Origin of the sequence: Megasphaera sueciensis (assembly GCF_050219315.1) — a bacterium.
Lineage (GTDB): Bacteria > Bacillota > Negativicutes > Veillonellales > Megasphaeraceae > Megasphaera_A > Megasphaera_A sueciensis.
This window is the reverse complement of record NZ_CP116939.1, coordinates 1202247-1220915: the sequence shown is the minus strand read 5'-3', so window position 1 is coordinate 1220915 and position 18669 is coordinate 1202247. Positions and strand designations below refer to the sequence as shown.

18 protein-coding genes are annotated in these 18669 nt (G+C 49.4%); 15 read left to right on the top strand and 3 right to left on the bottom strand.

Translation table 11 applies throughout. The features are described from left to right. The first annotated feature begins 11 nt into the window (after window positions 1-11). Genes pstC through phoU form a run of 4 tightly spaced genes read left to right on the top strand, consistent with a single transcriptional unit; the run spans window position 12 to window position 3326 of the window. A complete protein-coding gene (gene pstC, locus NXG62_RS05820) occupies window positions 12-932 on the top strand; it encodes a phosphate ABC transporter permease subunit PstC (RefSeq protein ID WP_427114009.1) in 921 nt (306 codons plus the stop codon). Between the two features lies 1 nt (window position 933). Then, window positions 934-1815: a phosphate ABC transporter permease PstA gene (pstA, locus tag NXG62_RS05815; protein ID WP_427114008.1), complete on the top strand. Its 882-nt coding sequence runs from the start codon at window positions 934-936 to the stop codon at window positions 1813-1815. Then, complete coding sequence (gene pstB, locus NXG62_RS05810; RefSeq protein ID WP_427114007.1) at window positions 1812-2657, top strand: phosphate ABC transporter ATP-binding protein PstB; 846 nt, start codon at window positions 1812-1814, stop codon at window positions 2655-2657. The genes pstA and pstB overlap by 4 nt, the downstream gene beginning before the upstream one ends. 15 nt (window positions 2658-2672) lie before the next feature. Beyond that, window positions 2673-3326, top strand: a complete 654-nt coding sequence (gene phoU / locus NXG62_RS05805; protein ID WP_427114006.1) for a phosphate signaling complex protein PhoU — start codon at window positions 2673-2675, stop codon at window positions 3324-3326. A gap of 418 nt (window positions 3327-3744) precedes the next feature. On the opposite strand, the gene NXG62_RS05800 is transcribed toward phoU, so the two are convergent. The 3 genes from NXG62_RS05800 to NXG62_RS05790 form a co-directional block, all read right to left on the bottom strand. Further along, window positions 3745-4113, bottom strand: a complete 369-nt coding sequence (locus tag NXG62_RS05800) for an endonuclease domain-containing protein (RefSeq protein WP_427114005.1) — start codon at window positions 4111-4113, stop codon at window positions 3745-3747. 385 nt (window positions 4114-4498) lie between these two features. Then, entirely contained in the window at window positions 4499-4867 is a 369-nt protein-coding gene (locus NXG62_RS05795; RefSeq protein WP_427114005.1) for an endonuclease domain-containing protein, read from the bottom strand. Between the two features lie 197 nt (window positions 4868-5064). Continuing rightward, window positions 5065-5979: a YitT family protein gene (locus NXG62_RS05790; RefSeq protein WP_427114004.1), complete on the bottom strand. Its 915-nt coding sequence runs from the start codon at window positions 5977-5979 to the stop codon at window positions 5065-5067. Window positions 5980-6239: 260 nt separating this feature from the next. Between NXG62_RS05790 and ispE the strand changes: the two genes are divergently transcribed. The 11 genes from ispE to NXG62_RS05735 all read left to right on the top strand — a co-directional run bounded on the left by ispE (window position 6240) and on the right by NXG62_RS05735 (window position 18662). Beyond that, a complete protein-coding gene (ispE, locus tag NXG62_RS05785; RefSeq protein WP_427114003.1) occupies window positions 6240-7109 on the top strand; it encodes a 4-(cytidine 5'-diphospho)-2-C-methyl-D-erythritol kinase in 870 nt (289 codons plus the stop codon). Then, window positions 7099-7836, top strand: coding sequence for a GntR family transcriptional regulator (locus NXG62_RS05780; protein ID WP_427114002.1), 738 nt, complete (start codon window positions 7099-7101; stop codon window positions 7834-7836). Before ispE ends, NXG62_RS05780 begins: the two co-directional genes overlap by 11 nt. Window positions 7837-7865: 29 nt before the next feature. Continuing rightward, window positions 7866-8024 (top strand): hypothetical protein, encoded by a 159-nt coding sequence (locus NXG62_RS05775; protein ID WP_427114001.1) that lies wholly within the window; start codon window positions 7866-7868, stop codon window positions 8022-8024. Window positions 8025-8057: 33 nt separating this feature from the next. Continuing rightward, the gene (larA, locus tag NXG62_RS05770) at window positions 8058-9347 is read left to right on the top strand and encodes a nickel-dependent lactate racemase (RefSeq protein WP_427114000.1); all 1290 of its coding nucleotides are present in this window, start codon (window positions 8058-8060) and stop codon (window positions 9345-9347) included. A gap of 240 nt (window positions 9348-9587) precedes the next feature. Then, window positions 9588-10991, top strand: coding sequence for an FAD-binding oxidoreductase (locus NXG62_RS05765; protein WP_427113999.1), 1404 nt, complete (start codon window positions 9588-9590; stop codon window positions 10989-10991). A gap of 379 nt (window positions 10992-11370) precedes the next feature. Continuing rightward, window positions 11371-12153 (top strand): tyrosine-protein phosphatase, encoded by a 783-nt coding sequence (locus NXG62_RS05760; RefSeq protein WP_427113998.1) that lies wholly within the window; start codon window positions 11371-11373, stop codon window positions 12151-12153. A gap of 188 nt (window positions 12154-12341) precedes the next feature. Continuing rightward, window positions 12342-14171: a polysaccharide biosynthesis protein gene (locus NXG62_RS05755; RefSeq protein ID WP_427113997.1), complete on the top strand. Its 1830-nt coding sequence runs from the start codon at window positions 12342-12344 to the stop codon at window positions 14169-14171. A 254-nt stretch (window positions 14172-14425) separates the two neighbouring features. Continuing rightward, window positions 14426-15073 (top strand): polysaccharide biosynthesis/export family protein, encoded by a 648-nt coding sequence (locus tag NXG62_RS05750; RefSeq protein ID WP_427113996.1) that lies wholly within the window; start codon window positions 14426-14428, stop codon window positions 15071-15073. A gap of 121 nt (window positions 15074-15194) precedes the next feature. Further along, a complete protein-coding gene (locus NXG62_RS05745) occupies window positions 15195-16652 on the top strand; it encodes a GumC family protein (protein WP_427113995.1) in 1458 nt (485 codons plus the stop codon). Continuing rightward, complete coding sequence (locus NXG62_RS05740; RefSeq protein ID WP_427113994.1) at window positions 16640-17377, top strand: CpsD/CapB family tyrosine-protein kinase; 738 nt, start codon at window positions 16640-16642, stop codon at window positions 17375-17377. The genes NXG62_RS05745 and NXG62_RS05740 overlap by 13 nt, the downstream gene beginning before the upstream one ends. A gap of 130 nt (window positions 17378-17507) precedes the next feature. Next, the gene (locus NXG62_RS05735; RefSeq protein WP_427113993.1) at window positions 17508-18662 is read left to right on the top strand and encodes an aminotransferase class I/II-fold pyridoxal phosphate-dependent enzyme; all 1155 of its coding nucleotides are present in this window, start codon (window positions 17508-17510) and stop codon (window positions 18660-18662) included. Window positions 18663-18669: the final 7 nt, after the last annotated feature.

Below are 18669 nucleotides of genomic sequence, written 5' to 3'. Positions count from 1 at the left end.
GAGGAAGTAATATGAATCCTATTGAAATCGCTGTTAAGAATGCACATCGTGATGAGCGGGCCGCCAGGTTCCTCATTACGATCTGTGGTATCGGAGCGGCACTGGTACCCTTCTTTATAGGAGGGTTCCTTCTGTTAAAGGGAAGCGATACGTTCCTGCTATTCGGCCACAGTCTGGGAGAATTTCTCCTGTCCGGCCAATGGGCTCCGAGTGATACGGCTGTCGGCGGCGGTCACGTTGGAGCAGCCATGTTCTTATCGGGCTCGCTTGTGACCTGCGGGCTGGCACTGCTTATTTCCCTGCCGCTAAGCATATCGACGGCTATCTTTATGACAGAAATCGCTTCGCCGCGGACGCGGCGTCTGATACAACCGGCTGTGGAATTGTTTACGGGTATTCCCTCCGTCGTTTATGGCTGGATCGGGCTGACGGTACTTATTCCGTTCCTGCGGCACTTCTTCACTATGCCGTATGGGTTTTCCTTATTGGCGGCAGGCTGTGTGCTGGCAGTCATGATCTTCCCGACGATTACCACGATGTCGGCAGATGCCATGGCAGCCGTACCCAAAACATGGCGGGAAGCCTCCTACGGATTGGGAGCGACACGGTGGGAAACTATTGCGCGGATCGTCATTCCGGCAGCCCGCGGCGGTATTTTTACCGGCATCATACTCGGTCTGGCACGTGCTTTGGGAGAAGCCTTGGCAGTAGCCATGGTTATCGGGCAGATGAAAGTATTTCCGACCTCCCTGTTCTTACCGGCCAGTACGCTTACGACTGCGATTGCCTCGGATATGGGCGGTGCCATGGAGGGCGGCGAATACAGTGCGGCCCTATGGACGATGGCACTGCTCCTGTTCCTTCTTTCGTTCTTGTTTATTTTTGTGATCCATCGCATCAATCGAGCATCACAATTGAAAGGGAGGGCTTGATATGAGCCGCATTCAACATAAGAAAAAAGTGAACAAGATCATGACGGCTCTCTTTTTCGGCGGTACGGCCTTTGCCGTGATCCTGCTTGTTGCTTTTATCGGTTTTGTTATTGTACAGGGCTTTGGCGTCATGACCCCGGATATGTTATCCTTCAGCGGCAGCGGATTGGGAAATATGCTGTTCAATACGCTGTATCTGGTCTTTTTGGCACTCCTATTCAGCATGCTGACCGGCGTACCGGCAGGGATATTTCTTGCCGAATATGCCCATCAGGGAAAAGTAACCCACTGGGTCCGCATGGCCATAGAAACGCTGGCATCCCTGCCATCTATCGTCGTCGGTCTCTTCGGGTACTTAGCCTTTATCGTGATGACCGGATCCCAATGGAACCTGTTTGCCGGATCCCTGGCCGTGTCTATTTTGACACTGCCGCTGGTAACCTCCGTGACCGAAGATGCCCTGCGCAATCTACCGAGCAGTTACCGGCAAGGCAGTCTGGGCCTGGGGGCCTCGCACTGGCAGACTATATGGCGCGTGTTGGTACCCGCCTGTTTTCCGCGGATCATGACGGGACTCATCATGGCCGCCGGACGTGGTTTCGGGGAAGCCGCGGCACTCATGTTTACCGCCGGTATGTCGACGGATATCAACTGGAACAACTGGGATATCACCTCGGCCTCATGCCCCCTGAATCCTTTCCGCCCCGGTGAAACCTTGGCCCTGCACATCTGGTCGCTGCGGACAGAAGCACTGCATCCCAACGCGGCACAGCTAGCCAGTGTATCCTCGGCAATCCTTATGGTACTCGTCGTCAGCTTTAGTCTGGCGGCCCGATATATTAGTTGGAGACTGGATAAGAAAATGGGAGGAACCAATTCATGACAGAATTAACGACGACCCTTACGGGATATGCGGCACAAGTTCACGACGACGCTCACAGTAAGGACGAAGCGGCGGCTGCCGATATAACACAAGAAAATACCTTCGACGTGAAGGGACTGAACTTGTTCTATGATAAAACACAAGCCTTGAAAAATATCAATATGACCATCAAAAAACATGAAATCACTGCCTTGATCGGACCGTCGGGCTGCGGAAAATCGACCTTTATCAAAACCCTGAACCGCATGAACGACTGGATAGAAAACTGCCGCGTTACGGGAGAAATTCTCTTTGAAGGCAGAAATATCTATAAAGAAGTAGACTCACTGGCACTGCGGTATCGCGTTGGCATGGTATTCCAGCAGCCGACGCCCTTTCCCAAGAGCGTCTTTGAAAATATTGCCTACGGTCCCCGTATCCAAGGCATTTCCAATAAAAAGAAATTGGCGGAAATCGTAGAAGAAAGCATGCATCAAGCCGCCGTATGGGATGAATTGAAAGACCGGCTGCACGAAAGTGCCCTCGGTCTTTCCGGCGGGCAGCAGCAGCGACTATGTATTGCCCGTACGCTGGCGGCGCGTCCGTCGGTTATCCTTATGGACGAACCGACCTCGGCACTCGATCCGATTTCTACACAGAAAATAGAAGATCTGGCCCTGCAGCTCAAAGAAAAGTACACGATCGTCATCGTTACGCACAGCATGCAGCAAGCCCGCCGGATATCGGACCGGACCGCGTTCTTCCTGCTCGGAGAATTACTGGAATTCAACAACACCGTCGACATGTTTACCAAACCGGCCAACCCTAAGACGGAAGCCTATATCACCGGCCGTTTCGGCTGATGGAGGAGAGACCCTATGAGAGATGCATACGTAGAATCATTGAACGAACTATCCCAAGACATGATACAGCTGGCACAAATTGTAGAAACTACGATTACCAATACTTGGACTGCCTTGGAATCCTTAGATAATCAACTAGCCAGTGAAATCTATCACGGCAATCAAAACATCAACGCAATGGTGCGCGAATGCATGAAAAAAGACCTTACTATCAGTCTCATGCAAACTCCGGTGGCCACGGACTGGCGACATCTTATGGCAACCCAGAAAATACTGTACGACATAGAACGCATCACGGATAACTGTGCCGACATCTGCCACTATATCTTCCACCTCACTAAGGAAGGCGGTGTTGTGACACCCCCCTCGGGCCTGCAGGAAATGTATCGTGTGATGGCCTCGATGGTCGTAGATGTCCTGCGGCTGTATAACGAAGGCGATGTAAAAGATATTGACGAGATAGACCTGATCTGTGATAAAGATGACATTGTGGACATGGCCTTTACCAAAAGCATGGAAGAAATCAGCCAAAAAATGGTCCAAGAACCCAACCATGTACGCCAATACATCTCCTATGTACTCATTGTCAAATACATAGAACGTATGGCTGACCACGCCTCGAATATCACGGACTGGATACTATATAGAAGTAATAATACACTGAAATGAAAAAAGATGAAAAAAAGTCTGTTCTGTATTTGCCGGTGACGACACATACAAGAACAGGCTTTTTGTGATTGCAGGGGGAAAAGGGCAACCTCTCAGACCGCTTCGCGGCCAGCTCCCCTTTCAAGGGAGCCGATTAAGCACGGTGCCAGGTAGCAAACAAACTAGGTGATTCACTCTTTTTTGCGCGTCACGTTGTTCCTTCAAAAAAGGTTCTCTACCTATCCCCTGACAAGGGAGCCGAGGGCAAGGACCTATTTTTTTGTGGATAACAGAGTCACTTAAAGCCTCTCCTGACAGGAGATAAGCAGAGAGCTGCTTTTGCAGGAATGAAGTGACGCACAAAGGCATGCGAATCGCTTAGTTTGTTTTCTAGGTGGCCGAGTGCAGCGAGGTCGGAGAGGTTAGACCTTGTCTTTTTTCAGGTCCGGATATCGATGCCGGATCGGATATATTCGTGTATGACTTGGCATACTTCTTGGAAGTTACGCTGGAGGTCCAGATTGGTGAAGCGCATGACGTAGAGTCCGCAGCGTTCCAATAGCCGGCTGCGCTGTTCATCGTACTGCAGGGCTTCTTTTTCATAGTGTTGGCCGCCGTCGATTTCGATGACTAATCGAGCTTGCCGGCAATAGAAGTCAACGATGTATTGTTCGATGCGGCGTTGTTTGTAGAATTTTACGGGGTACGATTTTAGAAAATCGTACCACAAATGACGCTCCTCCGGGGTCATTTCCTTCCGGAGATTTCGAGCGTGGGTTATATTCTCTGGACGATAGTGATAGTACATGCGTCACCTCCTTGGGAATGAAAAAGGAAAAGGGCAACCTCTCAGACCGCTTCGCGGCCAGCTCCCCTTTCAAGGGAGCCGATTAAGCACGGTGCCAGGTAGCAAACAAACTAGGTGATTCACTCTTTTTGCGCGTCACGTTGTTCCTTCAAAAAAGGTTCTCTACCTATCCCCTGACAAGAGAGCCGAGGGCAAGGACCTATTTTTTTGTGGATAACAGAGTCACTTAAAGCCTCTCCTGACAGGAGATAAGCAGAGAGCTGCTTTTGCAGGAATGAAGTGACGCACAAAGGCATGCGAATCGCTTAGTTTGTTTTCTAGGTGGCCGAGTGCAGCGAGGTCGGAGAGGTTAGACCTTGTCCTTTCCCTTCCTCCGTGTCTTTTTTCAGGTCCGGATATCGATGCCGGATCGGATATATTCGTGTATGACTTGGCATACTTCTTGGAAGTTACGCTGCAGGTCTAGATTGGTGAAGCGCATGACGTAGAGTCCGCAGCGTTCCAATAGCCGGCTGCGCTGTTCGTCGTACTGCAGGGCTTCTTTTTCATAGTGTTGGCCGCCGTCGATTTCGATGACTAATCGAGCTTGCCGGCAATAGAAGTCAACGATGTATTGTTCGATGCGGCGTTGTTTGTAGAATTTTACGGGGTACGATTTTAGAAAATCGTACCACAAATGACGCTCCTCCGGGGTCATTTCCTTCCGGAGATTTCGAGCGTGGGTTATATTCTCTGGACGATAGTGATAGTACATGCGTCACCTCTTTGGGAATGAAAAAGGAAAAGGGCAACCTCTCAGACCGCTTCGCGGCCAGCTCCCCTTTCAAGGGAGCCGATTAAGCACGGTGCCAGCTAACAAACAAACTAGGTGATTCACTCTTTTTTGCGCGTCACGTTGTTCCTTCAAAAAAGGTTCTCTACCTATCTCCTGCTCCCTTTACCGTGTGTTTTTTACATCCGGTCGGAGGGGGCTTGCTTTTTGGTTTGCGGTCTGGCGAGGGATTCGTCGTGGAGCTGGTAGAAGGCATTGCTGGGACGGGTGAAGCCTTTTCCCATGACTTCCGAGGCGTCGCTGATGATCATGAAGGCTTTGGGGTCTACTTTGTTGATCATGTCTTTGACTTTGGCTATTTCCGTCATTTTGATGACGACGTAGATGATGCGTTTTTCCTGATGGGTGTAGGCACCTTGCCCGTACATGATGGTGGCGCCGCGGCCGATGTAGCGCATGATGACGTTGGCGATTTCGTCAGCGTGGGCCGAGATGATGATGGCGGTTTTTCGCTGACTGAGACCCATGACGACTTTATTGGTGACATGGGCGGCGATGTAGGTACCGACGAAGGTCAGGACGGCGAGTTCCAGTCCGTACATATAGGCGGCGCCGATGATGATGATGGCGTTGATGCCCATGACGACGTTGCCCATTTCCAGGGCATAGAATTTTTTGATGATGGCGGCGACGACATCGAGTCCGCCGCTGTTGCCGTTATAGCGATAGATGATCCCCATGCCGATGCCGCTCATGATGCCGCCGGTGATGGTGGAGATGATGGGGTCTTTGATGACGTTCCAGCCGGACATAAAAGAGGTCGCGTCGACTAATACGGCAAAGATGATCGTACCGATGATGCTGAGGATCGTGTACTGCCGTCCCATAAATTTATTGCAGAACCACATGATCGGCAGATTCATGACGAAGAGTCCCATCCCGATGGGAAAACCGGTGGTGTAATGGATCATGATGGCAATGCCGGTAATGCCGCTGCTGAGCAGATGATGGGGGATAAAAAACGTATTAATGCCAATAGCGGATACAACAGAACCTACCAAGGTAGCAATATAGGCAATCGTGTATTTGTTCATAAGAACCTCCTATGGAAAAGAGAATATTTACGGTATCAATTTACGGTGTTATATTGTCAAGTTATCCTAAAACAGGTATAATCAAATATATAAAATATAATCATTATTAGTTATAAGGGAATTGCATATTGTGCATAGATTTTATTTATGTCTCGGCAACATGTGCTTTATATGTTAAAATTATAACATACGATTCCCCGATAATGAATATGTAGATAATAATAAACGGGGAAAAAAGATTTCAGAATGGAGATACGCGAATGATAGTAGAAAAAGCACATGCAAAATTGAATTTGGCACTACGTATTTTAGGGAGACACGAGGATGGATATCATAATATCGACACGATATTCCAATCCATTGAACTCAGTGACACCATCCACGTGGAGGCGGCGGATACGATAGAAGTAACCTGTACGGATCCGGCACTTGCCTGCGATGAAACGAACCTGGCCTACAAAGCGGCAGTGGCGCTGCGCCCTTTTTGCCGGAACAGACAAGGTGCTCGTATTCATATAGAAAAGAAGATACCTATCGCAGCAGGACTGGGCGGCGGCAGTGCCGACTGTGCCACTACGCTGCGCTGCCTGAACCGGTTATGGGGACTGAAGCTTCCCTATGAAGAATTGTGCCGTATCGGAGCCGCCCTTGGCGCCGATGTGCCGTTTTGTCTTCGCGGCGGTACGGCCCGGGGCCGGGGCCGCGGCGATATCATCACGCAGCTTCCTGATTTTCCGAGCATGATGGTCATGCTGATTCATCCGCACATAACCATCCATACGGAGCAGGCCTATGCCAAGTTTGATGAAAATCCCATTGATCTGCCGCTTCGCTTTGACCTGATGGAAAAGGCCGTATGGCACGGTTCTTTGGACGAATTATCAAAATTAATGGGCAATACCTTTGAATCACTAGTCATTCCCGACTATCCGGAGATCGAGCGCTGCAAGGACATTTTGGAAATGTATGACTTAAAGCCTATGCTGAGCGGCAGCGGTCCGACCGTGTTTGCTATCGTTCCGCCGCCGGGAGATATCGGCATGCTGAGTATCGTTGGCGGAGTATTGGATGATGCAGACGTCTTCGTCAGCAGATTTTCTAGGGGAGAAGGGTATGGAGATGAATACTGAAGTAAAACATCAGAAACTGAGTCCGATCAAGCTGGATGCCTATAAGCCGCTGCGCGAGGTCGTCAGCGAAACGCTGCGGCAGGCAATTAAAGACGGCATATTAAAACCTGGGGAACGGCTGATGGAGATCCAGCTGGCCGACGAACTGGGCGTCAGCCGTACGCCGATCCGGGAAGCGATCCGCCGACTGGAGCTGGAAGGATTCGTCGTCATGGTACCGCGGCGCGGCACGTATGTGGCCGACATTTCTCTCAAGGATATCGCCCAGGTGTTTGAAATCCGCGGGGCATTGGAGGAATTGGCGGCCGGACTGGCGGCCGAACGTATTACAGACGAAGAACTGGAAACACTGGAACGTATGATGGTAGAAATCAACGAATACATCGAACAAGGTGCCTTCGACAAAATAGTTGATACAGATGTGCGTTTTCACGACGTCCTGTATCATGCCAGCCGCAACACCCGCCTGGTAGATATCCTGAACAACCTGCGGGAACAGATGCTGCGGTTCCGTTCTATTTCCATGCATTATCCGGGACGGCTGGCCGCAACGTGGGAGGAACATCGCCAAATGGTAGAAAGCATTGCCAACCACAACAGCACGATGGCTCGCCGCGTAGCTAAAAAACATATGGAAAACTCGGAAAAGACCTTGCTCAAGGGGATGAGCAAGGACGAAAAATCAGCACAAATGGTGCATGACCTATTCCCCCATACAGATAATTAAAGAAGATGAAATACATGAGGAGGCATACTATGATAGATGTTTGGCACAGCTTGCAACGCATGTTTCACGGAGTCGATGATTTTGAAAATTTTCTGCTGATTTTGGTGACGATCCTTTTTTCTTTGCTTTTTGTACGGGTCATCGTGGCGATGATCATGGGACGCTGGAATCTGTTCCCGCCGATGTAAGACAAACAATACAGAAGGAAAGGTCGTCATTTCATGAAATCATTTTCTATTCCCTTTGGGAAAGAAGTACAGCATATAGACCTGCCGGAGGATCATATATTGTATGCTCTGCACGGCAATACGGCGGCGGTCGTGACCGAGGAAGCGGCAGCGGTCCGTAAGGCACTGCGGCAGCCGATCGAAAGCAAACCCCTGCGTGACATCGTCAAAGCCGGGGATACCGTGGCGATCGTCGTCAGTGATATTACCCGCCTAGTACATACGGAGGTAATGCTGCCGGTCCTGGTGGCAGAACTGAACGAAGCCGGTGTCAAGGATGAACAGATCACGGTCATCGTGGCCCAAGGAACGCATCGGGCCCATACACCGGAGGAAGACGCCATCGTCTGCGGTGCGGAAATGACCCGGCGCCTGCGCATGGTGCAGCATGACTGCCGGAATAAGGATACTCTATCCTATGTAGGAACAACCAGCTTCGGCAACGACGTATATATCAATACGGAAGCCCTGCAGGCAGACAAACTCATTTTGACCGGAGCCGTATCCTTTCATCCCATGGCCGGTTACGGCGGCGGCCGCAAGGCGATACTGCCGGGGATTGCCGGATTTGATTCTATCATGACGAATCATTCCCTGGCCTTAGCCGAAACCCCGGGGGGCGGGTGTAATCCGCACTGCGACACGGCAAGTCTCGAAGACAATCCGTTCCATCATGATATGCTGGAGGCGGCGCAGATGGTCCATCCCGACTTCTTGGTCAATACGGTATTTACGGCAGACGGAGATCTCTGCGACGTCGTAGGCGGACACTGGCGCAAGGCCTGGGAAAAGGGCTGTCAGGACGTATTGGCGACAGGCGGCGTGCCGATCCGGGAGCAAGCCGATATTACGATTGCCTCGGCCGGCGGCTACCCGAAGGACCTAAACCTGTACCAAGGCTGCAAGGCCTATATGAATGCCGTTTTTGCGACGAAACCCGGCGGTGTCATGATCCTGACACTGGATTGTCCGGATATCAAAGAACCGGAAATCTTTACGAAATGGTTTTTCCGCAGCGACTTGGATCAGGTGGAACAGGAACTGCGCCGGGAATTTCTCATGCCCGGGTTTGTCGCGTTCAAGACACGCTGCATCATTGCCTCGATGAAGACTTGCTATGTCGTTACGCGACCGGAGAATTTCGACATCATCCGCCAGACCGGCCAGATCCCGGCTCCCGATCTGCAGACTGCCTGGAACATGGCGCGGAAGGAAGTACCCGAACACTATACCGTGACGATCATGGGACATGCGGCGGCTACCTTTCCTGTCTATACGAAATAACACGGAAAACCAACAACTGTGTACGGTTGTTGGTTTTCCTTACTATAACAATAAGTTATACGTTTTACTGGTACCTATAAGAAAAAATCATAGGTATTCTAGCGTAATTTGTATAGGAAAGAAGCAAGACAAATGCTTCCTGTTGCGGTATAATGGGGGCAATTTACAAAACAGCCGGCTTGCAAAAAATACGCATCCTGCGTTCAGGCCGGTGCTGCACAGAGAGGAAATGATCACATCATGAGACAGTATAATCCTGTAACACCCGAAGTCGTAACGGCCCTGCAGGCGGTCGTCGGTGAAAAATACGTCAAGACCGATGCCGAAACGCTGGACAAATATAAGCTCGACGAAAATCTGGATCCCACCTTCTGGCGTCTGCCGGAGGTCGTAGTATCGGCAGGCAGTACGGAGGAAGTAGCCAAGATCATGCAGATCGCCAATCAATACGGTGTTCCCGTTACCCCGCGCAGTGCCGGTACCAGCGTGAGCTGCGGCGCCATTCCGACATATCACGGCATCGTACTGCTGCTGGAACGGATGAACCGTATCCTGGAAATCAACGAAGAAGGCATGTACATGGTCGTAGAGGCCGGTGTCCGCACGATCGATATCCAGAACCTGGCCCATGAAAAAGGACTCATGTATGCCGGAGATCCCTGCAGTTCGGACAGCTGCCTCATCGGTGGCAATCTGGCGACCAATGCCGGCGGCAACAAGGCAGTCCGCTACGGTACGACGCGCCATCAGGTATACTCCGTCGAAGTCGTGCTGCCGAACGGCAAGGTAACGACACTGGGGGCTACACTGAAAAAATGCTCGACCGGCTTTTGTCTCGATCAGCTGATCATCGGCTCCGAAGGGACGCTGGGCATCATCACCAAGGCCACGCTGAAACTCGTGCCCCTGGCGCCCTACAAACTGGATGTACTGGCGGTCTTCACGGATCTGGCCAAAGCAACGGCATTGGTGCCGAAACTGGTCAAAGCCGGACTCAATCCGACGAGCGTGGAATTTATGGACAATAACTTCGTCCGCAGTGCCAGCGACTATTCGGATCTGAAACTGCCGCATTACGAAGATGGCTGTTATGATATCGTGTCGATCGAAACCTTTAATGAAGATGAATTGGATGACAAAATGGAAAAACTGAGCGCCATCTGCGAAGAATGCGGGGCCACGGACGTACTCGAAGCCGACGACCGTGTATGGCAGGTGCGCCGCAACTGTCTGGAAAGCACGCGGTCCCTGTCCGAGGTACAGACCTCAGAGGATCTGGTCGTTCCGGTTACGAAGATTGCCGACTGCATTCAGGCTCTCGTCAAAGAAAGCAAGCAATATGATTTCCGGGTATTCTGTCTGGCCCATGCCGGTGACGGGAATCTGCACTTCCAGATTCTCCGATGTGATATGAGCGATGCCGAGTGGGAACGACAGCTGGAGGGATTCCGCCATACGGCGTACCGCTACGTCTATGACTTAGGCGGCCGCCTTTCCGGCGAGCACGGCATCGGCATGAAGCGGGTATGCTATATGGAAGAATATACAGATCCTGTAGAACTGGAACTCATGAAAACCATCAAGGGAGCTATGGATCCCAACTGGGTTCTCAATCCGGGAAAGGTATTTCATCCGGCGGAATAATAAAAAAAGAGAAAAAAGAGTTATTTGATCAACCGATATCAGATAACCCTTTTTTTATCGTACGAGGTCCGGATGTTTTTTTATGTATTTCTCCTGCGCTGGAAAACCGCCCAGCCGGGCGGCAGGGACACAGGATATGAAATCCTGGTGATAGATAAGGAAACTGCGAGTATATGTTTTTTTAAAAAAAAGGAAATACCGCAGAAAAATAGGAATGCTGAAATGCATATATATAACAAATAATATTGTATTTAAACAAATTCGTTTTTGAGAATATTGACGATACCGTTCTTGTTGGTGTATATTTATAAAAAGAGTATCCTTACGCGTGATGATGATAATAAAGTAAACGGCATATAGAAAAAGGAGTGGGGGTATCATGATAGATATACATTCTCATATTTTGTATGGCATAGATGATGGATCCCAGTCGCTGGCGATGTCCTTGGACATGCTGCGCATGTCTGCAGCATCCGATGTGACCGATATTTTTGCCACGCCCCATGTGAACCGCCGCGGTGTAGTCCCGGAATGGCCGGTCATTACAGCCAAGGCGGCAGACCTGCAGCAGCAGGCAGACGCGGCAGGCATTTCTATTCGGATCCATGCGGGGGCGGAAGTAGAACTCAACTATGATACGCTGGAATTTATCACCGAAGGCAGCCGGGATTATTGCCTGGCGGGCAGCCGATATATTCTCTGCGAGTTCACGGCACAGAGTCAGCCGGATCAAGCGGAGGCACTCTTATATGAACTGATGCTGCGGGATTTTGTACCGGTATTGGCTCATCCGGAACGCTATGACCGGATCATGACGCATCCCCGCCGGGTATTGGAATGGATGCATAACGGTGTGCTGGCACAGTGCAACACCGGCAGTTTCAAAGGCTCTTTCGGAAAAGATACGCAGCTCCGGGCAGAAAATCTGCTGCGCCACCATATGGTTATTTTCCTGGGGAGTGATGCCCATCGGACAGAAGCCCGCAATACAGACATGCGGGAAGGACTCCGGGCGATAGAAGCCATGGGAGATACGGATGCAGAGGATACGTGTACCTGGAATGCCGAACGGATCCTCGAAGACCGCGTTCTCTATCCGGAGCTTCCCGAACACTGGGATAAACCCAAAAAGGGGATCATTTCCCGTCTGTTGGGCAAGTAAACTGATACATATATTTTACATAGCACATACGATGTAAATAAAATAATACACTGTTCCTGATTGTACTCTTTGCAGGGGTATGATACAATGTGAACATACATCATAGCGATAGTGTATATACGAAAATGAATAATAATGATGAAATATCATTATAACTATGCAAAAATATGCAAGGAGGAGATACTGTTATGCGGCAGTATGTATTGCCGGGATTTTTGGTACTGGCTGATATTTTTACATTGATCATGGTTGCTTTCATCAGTCTTTTTTTACGCTTTGGAGAACTCGTGATCGATGCGTATTTTGTGCAGGTAGTAGTATGCCTGCCTTTTTTTGTTATTTCCTATCTGTTGATGCTGGCGGCCATGCATCTGTATACCCGCGTATGGCGTTATGCCGGCACTCGCGAGGTGGGGGCTGTGTTGTTTGCCACTTCCGCAGGCGCCGTGATTTTTTTTATTTGCACACTGCTTGTCAATATCCATCTACCACGCTCCTTGTACTTTATTTCCTATATTGTGGCGACCGGATTTATTGGCTTAGGACGGCTCCTGCTGCATTATGTCATTATCCATGCGGATACGGAAAAGGTGGCAGAGACAGAACAGACGCCGGTCTTGATCGTAGGGGCCGGAGACGCCGGTGCCATGATCGCGCGGGAAATCATGCAGTTCCATACGCGACGGCGGAATCTTGTGGGGTTTATTGACGATGACCCGCGGAAGCAGCATCATATCATGGGAGGGATCCGCATCCTCGGCGGGCGCGGCGATATTCCGACGATGGTGGAAAAATACGGCATCAAGGAGATCATCATTGCCATGCCGTCAGCCAGACGGGCCGTCATCAGGGAGACGATTGAGATCTGTTCGCCTCTCAAATGTCAGGTAAATACCTTGCCGGGATTGTACCAGCTTCTGGATAATGAGGTACTTATACAGCGTCTTCGTCCGGTATCCATTGAAGATCTGCTGGCACGGGACGTGGTAAAGCTGGATATCCAGAACATCGAAGAGTACATTACGGGGAAAACCGTTCTTATTTCCGGGGCCGGCGGTTCTATCGGCTCGGAAATATGCCGCCAGGTCATGTATATGAAGCCGGCGCGGCTGATCCTCATGGGACACGGAGAAAACAGCATTTATCTTATTCATCAGGAACTAAGCCAAAAATACGGGACGGAACGGATCGTTCCCATCATTGCCAGTGTCCGCGATCCGCGGCAGCTGGATCGTATTTTTGATAAATATCGGCCCCAGGTCGTCTTCCATGCGGCGGCGCACAAGCATGTCCCCCTCATGGAACACCAGCCCATGGCGGCGGTCCTCAATAACATATACGGAACGCGCAACATCGCAGAAGCTGCCGGCGGATACGGCGCAGAACGGTTTGTCATGATCTCTACGGATAAAGCCGTCAACCCTACTAGTGTCATGGGCGCGACGAAGCAGGTCGCGGAAAAAGTAGTCCATGTCATGAATGACCGCTATGCGACGAAATATATTACCGTCCGTTTCGGCAACGTCCTAGGCAGTCGGGGCAGTGTCGTTCCTTTATTTCACCGGCAGCTCGCTGCGGGCGGTCCGCTGACCGTGACGGATCCCGACATGACACGGTACTTTATGACCATTCTCGAAGCCAGTCAGCTCGTGCTGCAGGCCGGTTCCATGGGCAAAGGGGGCGAAGTATTCCTTCTGGAAATGGGAGAACCCGTCAAGATCATGGATCTTGCCAAAAATATGATCCGCCTCTCCGGCTATGAACCGGGAGTGGACATTCCCATACAAATCACCGGCATTCGCCCCGGCGAAAAATTGTATGAAGAACTGTTGACCCAGGCAGAAGGAACGCGGAAGACCGCTCACGAAAAGATTTTTACGGCACAACTGGAAGAAGTCGATGAAACCTGGCTTCATCAGCAGATCGATTCCTTTCAGCAATGCCGGACGGAAGAAGAAGTCATCCATGTCCTGCAGCGGATCATCCCAACCTATCATCCCAACCATGATCCGGAGTAAAAAATAGAAGAGCGGTTGTAAGGAGAAAGAGTGGTTGTAAGGAGAAAGAGTGGTTGTGGAAAAAGCGGAAGCGGTTGTAGGAATGGGTAAACAGGAGATGTGTGTTACAGATGAGTTTAACTACGCAACGATTCACTACGGTTACCTGTATATTTTTACTGACTCGGTATATAGAATATGCTATACTTAATTAGAAAGATAGTAGTATCATATTGCATTTATTTATTATTATTATCAGTTGGAGTGAATGATATATGAAAAAAAAAGTAGTAGCGATAGCCTTGGCACTGGCTATGTCGACAGGCATGGTATCGGCGGCAGACTATCTCATGCGTCCCGGTGATGAATTGTATATAACGGTTACACAGGAACCGGATCTGAGTAACTCAACGACCAACCCCAATCCGTTTCTCGTGCGCCCTGATGGTAAGGTATCCTTTCCTATGGTAGGAGAGATCGATGCCCAAGGCATGACGGTGGCGCAGTTTACAGATACTCTGCGCAATGGATTGAGCAAGTATATCGTAAATCCCGATGTGGCTGTGAACATTGCAAAACTGGGAACGGTCCGCGTCTATGTCTTTGGTGAGATCAATCGGCCCGGTGTCTATCAATTGGAAAAATCCCACCGGGTATTGGATGCTATCGGAGCAGCCAATGGGTTCAACTGGGATACGGCAAAGAAGAAAATCTTTTTGATCCACCAGGATGAACCGGATAAACCCATTGTCATCAATCTGAATCATATTTTGGAAACAGGAGACATGCGCCAGAACTACGTTATGCGCGAAGGCGATGTCCTGTACTTTACGAGGAACAGCCGCATCAGCTTCTCCCGTGATATAGCACCTATCCTGACAGGAGCCTATATGGTCTCGGAAATCAAGAACAATACGAATTAATATCATTGTGTATTATCTTCTACGGCTCCCTTGTCAGGGGAGCTGGCACCGAAGGTGACGGAGAGGTTATAACAAGCACGTTCATCTAGTACTACCATTATCCTTTAGGAGTTGATTTTTTTTGGAAGAGGAAATGACGATCGATTTGCGGGAACTCCTGCAAGTCGTCAATGATCATAAAAAAATAATTGCAGCGATTACGTCGGGATTTCTTCTCTGTGCGGGCGTGTATCTTCTTGTCGTATCGCCAACCTATGAGTCCGTATCCTTGGTCCGGGTAAAACAGGAAAAAGGACTGGGGGACTCGATCCTCAAAAGTATTACCGGTGGGAATGATATGGAGGACAAGAAATTGATGATGACCGATGCGGAAATTCTAAAAAGCCGTAACGTCGTCATTCCGGTCATTCGGGCTACCGAAAAAAAAGATAAGGATGGCAAGTACCCAGGCTACGAAGAATATGTAAAAGGACATATCAAAACGACACCGTTTAAAGATACGGAGATTTTACAAATCGCCGTATCCGGTACCTCGCCGGAACAGGCACAAAAAGCCAATACTCTTTTAGTACAGGGATTTATGGGACGGTTGACGGAAATGTCTCATGATGAACAGAAGTCCATCCGTCAATTTCTGGAAAAGCGGCTGACATCGTCGAAGCAAGAACTAACAGAGGCCGAAACAAAGCTGCAGCAATATCAGGTAGCCAACAAAGTATACTCTCCCAGCGAGCAGATGAAGGGGCTGACGGATAAGCTGTCCATGGTGGATAAAGCAAAGGCAGATAACCAACTGGCCTTGGAAACGGCACAGGCGGCGCTAGCCAGTGTCAACGGTCAACTGGAAAGTGCCGGCAAGAGTATTGCCGATAGTCCGGCCATTCAGCAGTATAAAAAACAATTGGCGGAGCTGGAATCAACGAAAGCAAGCTATGTCGGAAAATACACCGAGGACCATCCGAAGATGCAGGAAATCAATAACCAGATTGCCGCAACACAGGATGCCTTACATCAGGAGATTTCTAAAATCGTAGCACAAGAAGCCCCGTCGAGCAGTACGGTACAGCAAAAACTGATGGCGGATAAATTTCAGAACGAAGCTGCCATCGCTGTAGCGCAAGGGAAGAATCAAGCACTTGCCGACTTGGATGCACAAAATAATACGATGATAGCAACGCTTCCCGTACAGGAACAAGGGTTTGTCCGGGCCAAACGAGATGCCGACGTAGCACAGGAAATCTATGTTATGCTGGCAAAACGGTTAGAAGAAGCTAAAGTTGCGGAAGCCATGGTGCCGACGGAAGTCCAGGTGGTCGATGCGGCGACCTTGCCGGAACGACCGATCAAACCGCGAAAAGCATTGACACTGGTCTTAGCCGCTGTATTAGGTATTCTTTGTAGCATAGTCCTCGTTGTGGCACGGTATTTACTGAATCGTAAGATACGCACGGCGGACGACGTGGAACAGTTGCTCCATTTGCCTGTATTGGGAATGGTTCCCGATGCAGATCACATGAAGGAAAAAAATAGATATAGAGGAGTACTGGCGAAGGTGAGGGATAAACTATGGCGGAAATAAATCTCATAACCCAATATAATAAGAAATCCCCTATTTCCGAAGCCTATCGGGCGATTCGTACGAATCTGCAGTTTGCCGGTGCGGGAAAACCGTTGAAATTAATCAGCTTTACGTCGGCAACACCCTCCGAAGGAAAATCGACGACCGTATCCAATCTGGCCATCGTCATGGCGCAGAATGAAAAGAACGTGCTGCTTATCGATTGCGACATGCGTAAGCCCGTACAGCATAAGTATTTTGAATTGCCGAATCGTGGACTCAGTAACTATATCGCTACGGGAGCCAAACTAGACACCGTGATTCAAAAAGGGGTACTGCCCCATTTGGATATTCTGCCCAGCGGGCCGGTGCCGCCGAATCCGTCGGAACTGTTGAGCTCGGCAAAGATGGAAGAAGTCTTGCAGGCAGTCCGGGATGTGTATGACTATGTTCTGCTCGATATGCCGCCGGTCCTGCCGGTGACGGATGCGGCGGTCCTATCCTCCAAGGTAGACGGGGTTGTTCTCGTACTATCGTCAGGAGATATCTCACCGGAGGAAGCCAACCGGACAAAAGCGCAGCTGGAACAAGGAGGAGCCAATATTCTCGGTGTGATTCTCAACAAGGTACCCGCACAGCGAGGCTATGGGTATAGTCATTATTACTATTACTACTACTACGATGCAGATCATGTAAAACATAAAGGGCATAGACATCATCGTAAGGAATCGGATAGTGGACAATAGTGGGTAATTAATTGTTAGCAGTTAATGTTATTACAGGCTCCCTTGACGGGGGAGCTGGCGCTGAAGGTGTCTGAGAGGTTGAGTTTTACGCTTTTTTTCTTTACTATTTTAAACATAAGAAGGGATTCCATTGCCAATTGAAAAATTTCCAATTTTTGAAAAACGAGTATATCTGTCTTCTCCTACGATGCATGGAGAAGAACAGCGGTATGTTCAGGAAGCATTTGATACCAACTGGGTTGCTCCATTGGGAAAAAATGTCGACGAATTTGAAAAAACAGTAGCGGCGTATGTAGGGGTACAAGAAGCAGCGGCGTTGACTGCCGGTACGGCAGCACTCCATTTAGCCGTAAAACTTGCCGGGGTACAACCGGGAGATATAGTACTGTGTTCCGACCTTACCTTTGCGGCGACGGTGAATCCAGTAAGCTATGAAGGTGGCATTCAAGTATTTATCGATAGTGAACGGGATACATGGAATATGGATCCACGGGCACTGGAAGCGGCATTTGAAAAATATGATGGGAAAACGTATCCCAAACCTAAAGCTGTTATTGTAGCCAATCTCTACGGAACACCGGCAAAGTTGGATGAATTACGCACGATTTGCGACACCCATGATACGGTCCTTATCGAGGATGCAGCAGAAAGTTTAGGAGCTACGTATAAGGGGCAGCAGACGGGGACCTTTGGAACCTGGAATGCCATTAGTTTTAACGGCAACAAAATTATTACAACCAGTGGCGGCGGCATGTTTCTTAGCGACGATGTGGAAGCCGTCAAAAAGGTACGATTCTGGGCAACGCAGGCACGGGAACCGTTTCCCTACTATGAACACAAGGAAATTGGCTATAACTATCGCATGAGCAATATCGTAGCCGGTATCGGCCGGGGACAGATGCATCATATTGACGAACACATTGCACAAAAGCGAGCCATTTATCATCGCTATAAAGAAGGGTTTACTGGGGTTCCTGTGCAAATGAATCCTTATGTACCTTACAGTGAACCTAATTTTTGGCTTAGTTGTTTCACTATTAATAAAGGACAAGCTGTTACACCCGATGATATTCGATTAGAACTGGCAAAGTATAATGTTGAATCCAGACCGATATGGAAGCCCATGCATTTGCAGCCCGTATATGCTGCAAACGATTTTATTACATTAGACGATCCTGTGGGAGAAGATATATTTGCTAGAGGACTTTGTTTGCCGAGTGATAATAAAATGACCGAAAAACAGCAAGACGTAGTTATAGAAATTATAGATGGATTATTTAAATAAGGAGTAC

Coding starts and splice junctions, on each gene's coding strand:
- pstC (WP_427114009.1), top strand. CDS start 12: ATGAATCCTATTGAAATCGCTGTTAAGAATGCACATCGTGATGAGCGG.
- pstA (WP_427114008.1), top strand. CDS start 934: ATGAGCCGCATTCAACATAAGAAAAAAGTGAACAAGATCATGACGGCT.
- pstB (WP_427114007.1), top strand. CDS start 1,812: ATGACAGAATTAACGACGACCCTTACGGGATATGCGGCACAAGTTCAC.
- phoU (WP_427114006.1), top strand. CDS start 2,673: ATGAGAGATGCATACGTAGAATCATTGAACGAACTATCCCAAGACATG.
- NXG62_RS05800 (WP_427114005.1), bottom strand. CDS start 4,113: ATGTACTATCACTATCGTCCAGAGAATATAACCCACGCTCGAAATCTC.
- NXG62_RS05795 (WP_427114005.1), bottom strand. CDS start 4,867: ATGTACTATCACTATCGTCCAGAGAATATAACCCACGCTCGAAATCTC.
- NXG62_RS05790 (WP_427114004.1), bottom strand. CDS start 5,979: ATGAACAAATACACGATTGCCTATATTGCTACCTTGGTAGGTTCTGTT.
- ispE (WP_427114003.1), top strand. CDS start 6,240: ATGATAGTAGAAAAAGCACATGCAAAATTGAATTTGGCACTACGTATT.
- NXG62_RS05780 (WP_427114002.1), top strand. CDS start 7,099: ATGAATACTGAAGTAAAACATCAGAAACTGAGTCCGATCAAGCTGGAT.
- NXG62_RS05775 (WP_427114001.1), top strand. CDS start 7,866: ATGATAGATGTTTGGCACAGCTTGCAACGCATGTTTCACGGAGTCGAT.
- larA (WP_427114000.1), top strand. CDS start 8,058: ATGAAATCATTTTCTATTCCCTTTGGGAAAGAAGTACAGCATATAGAC.
- NXG62_RS05765 (WP_427113999.1), top strand. CDS start 9,588: ATGAGACAGTATAATCCTGTAACACCCGAAGTCGTAACGGCCCTGCAG.
- NXG62_RS05760 (WP_427113998.1), top strand. CDS start 11,371: ATGATAGATATACATTCTCATATTTTGTATGGCATAGATGATGGATCC.
- NXG62_RS05755 (WP_427113997.1), top strand. CDS start 12,342: ATGCGGCAGTATGTATTGCCGGGATTTTTGGTACTGGCTGATATTTTT.
- NXG62_RS05750 (WP_427113996.1), top strand. CDS start 14,426: ATGAAAAAAAAAGTAGTAGCGATAGCCTTGGCACTGGCTATGTCGACA.
- NXG62_RS05740 (WP_427113994.1), top strand. CDS start 16,640: ATGGCGGAAATAAATCTCATAACCCAATATAATAAGAAATCCCCTATT.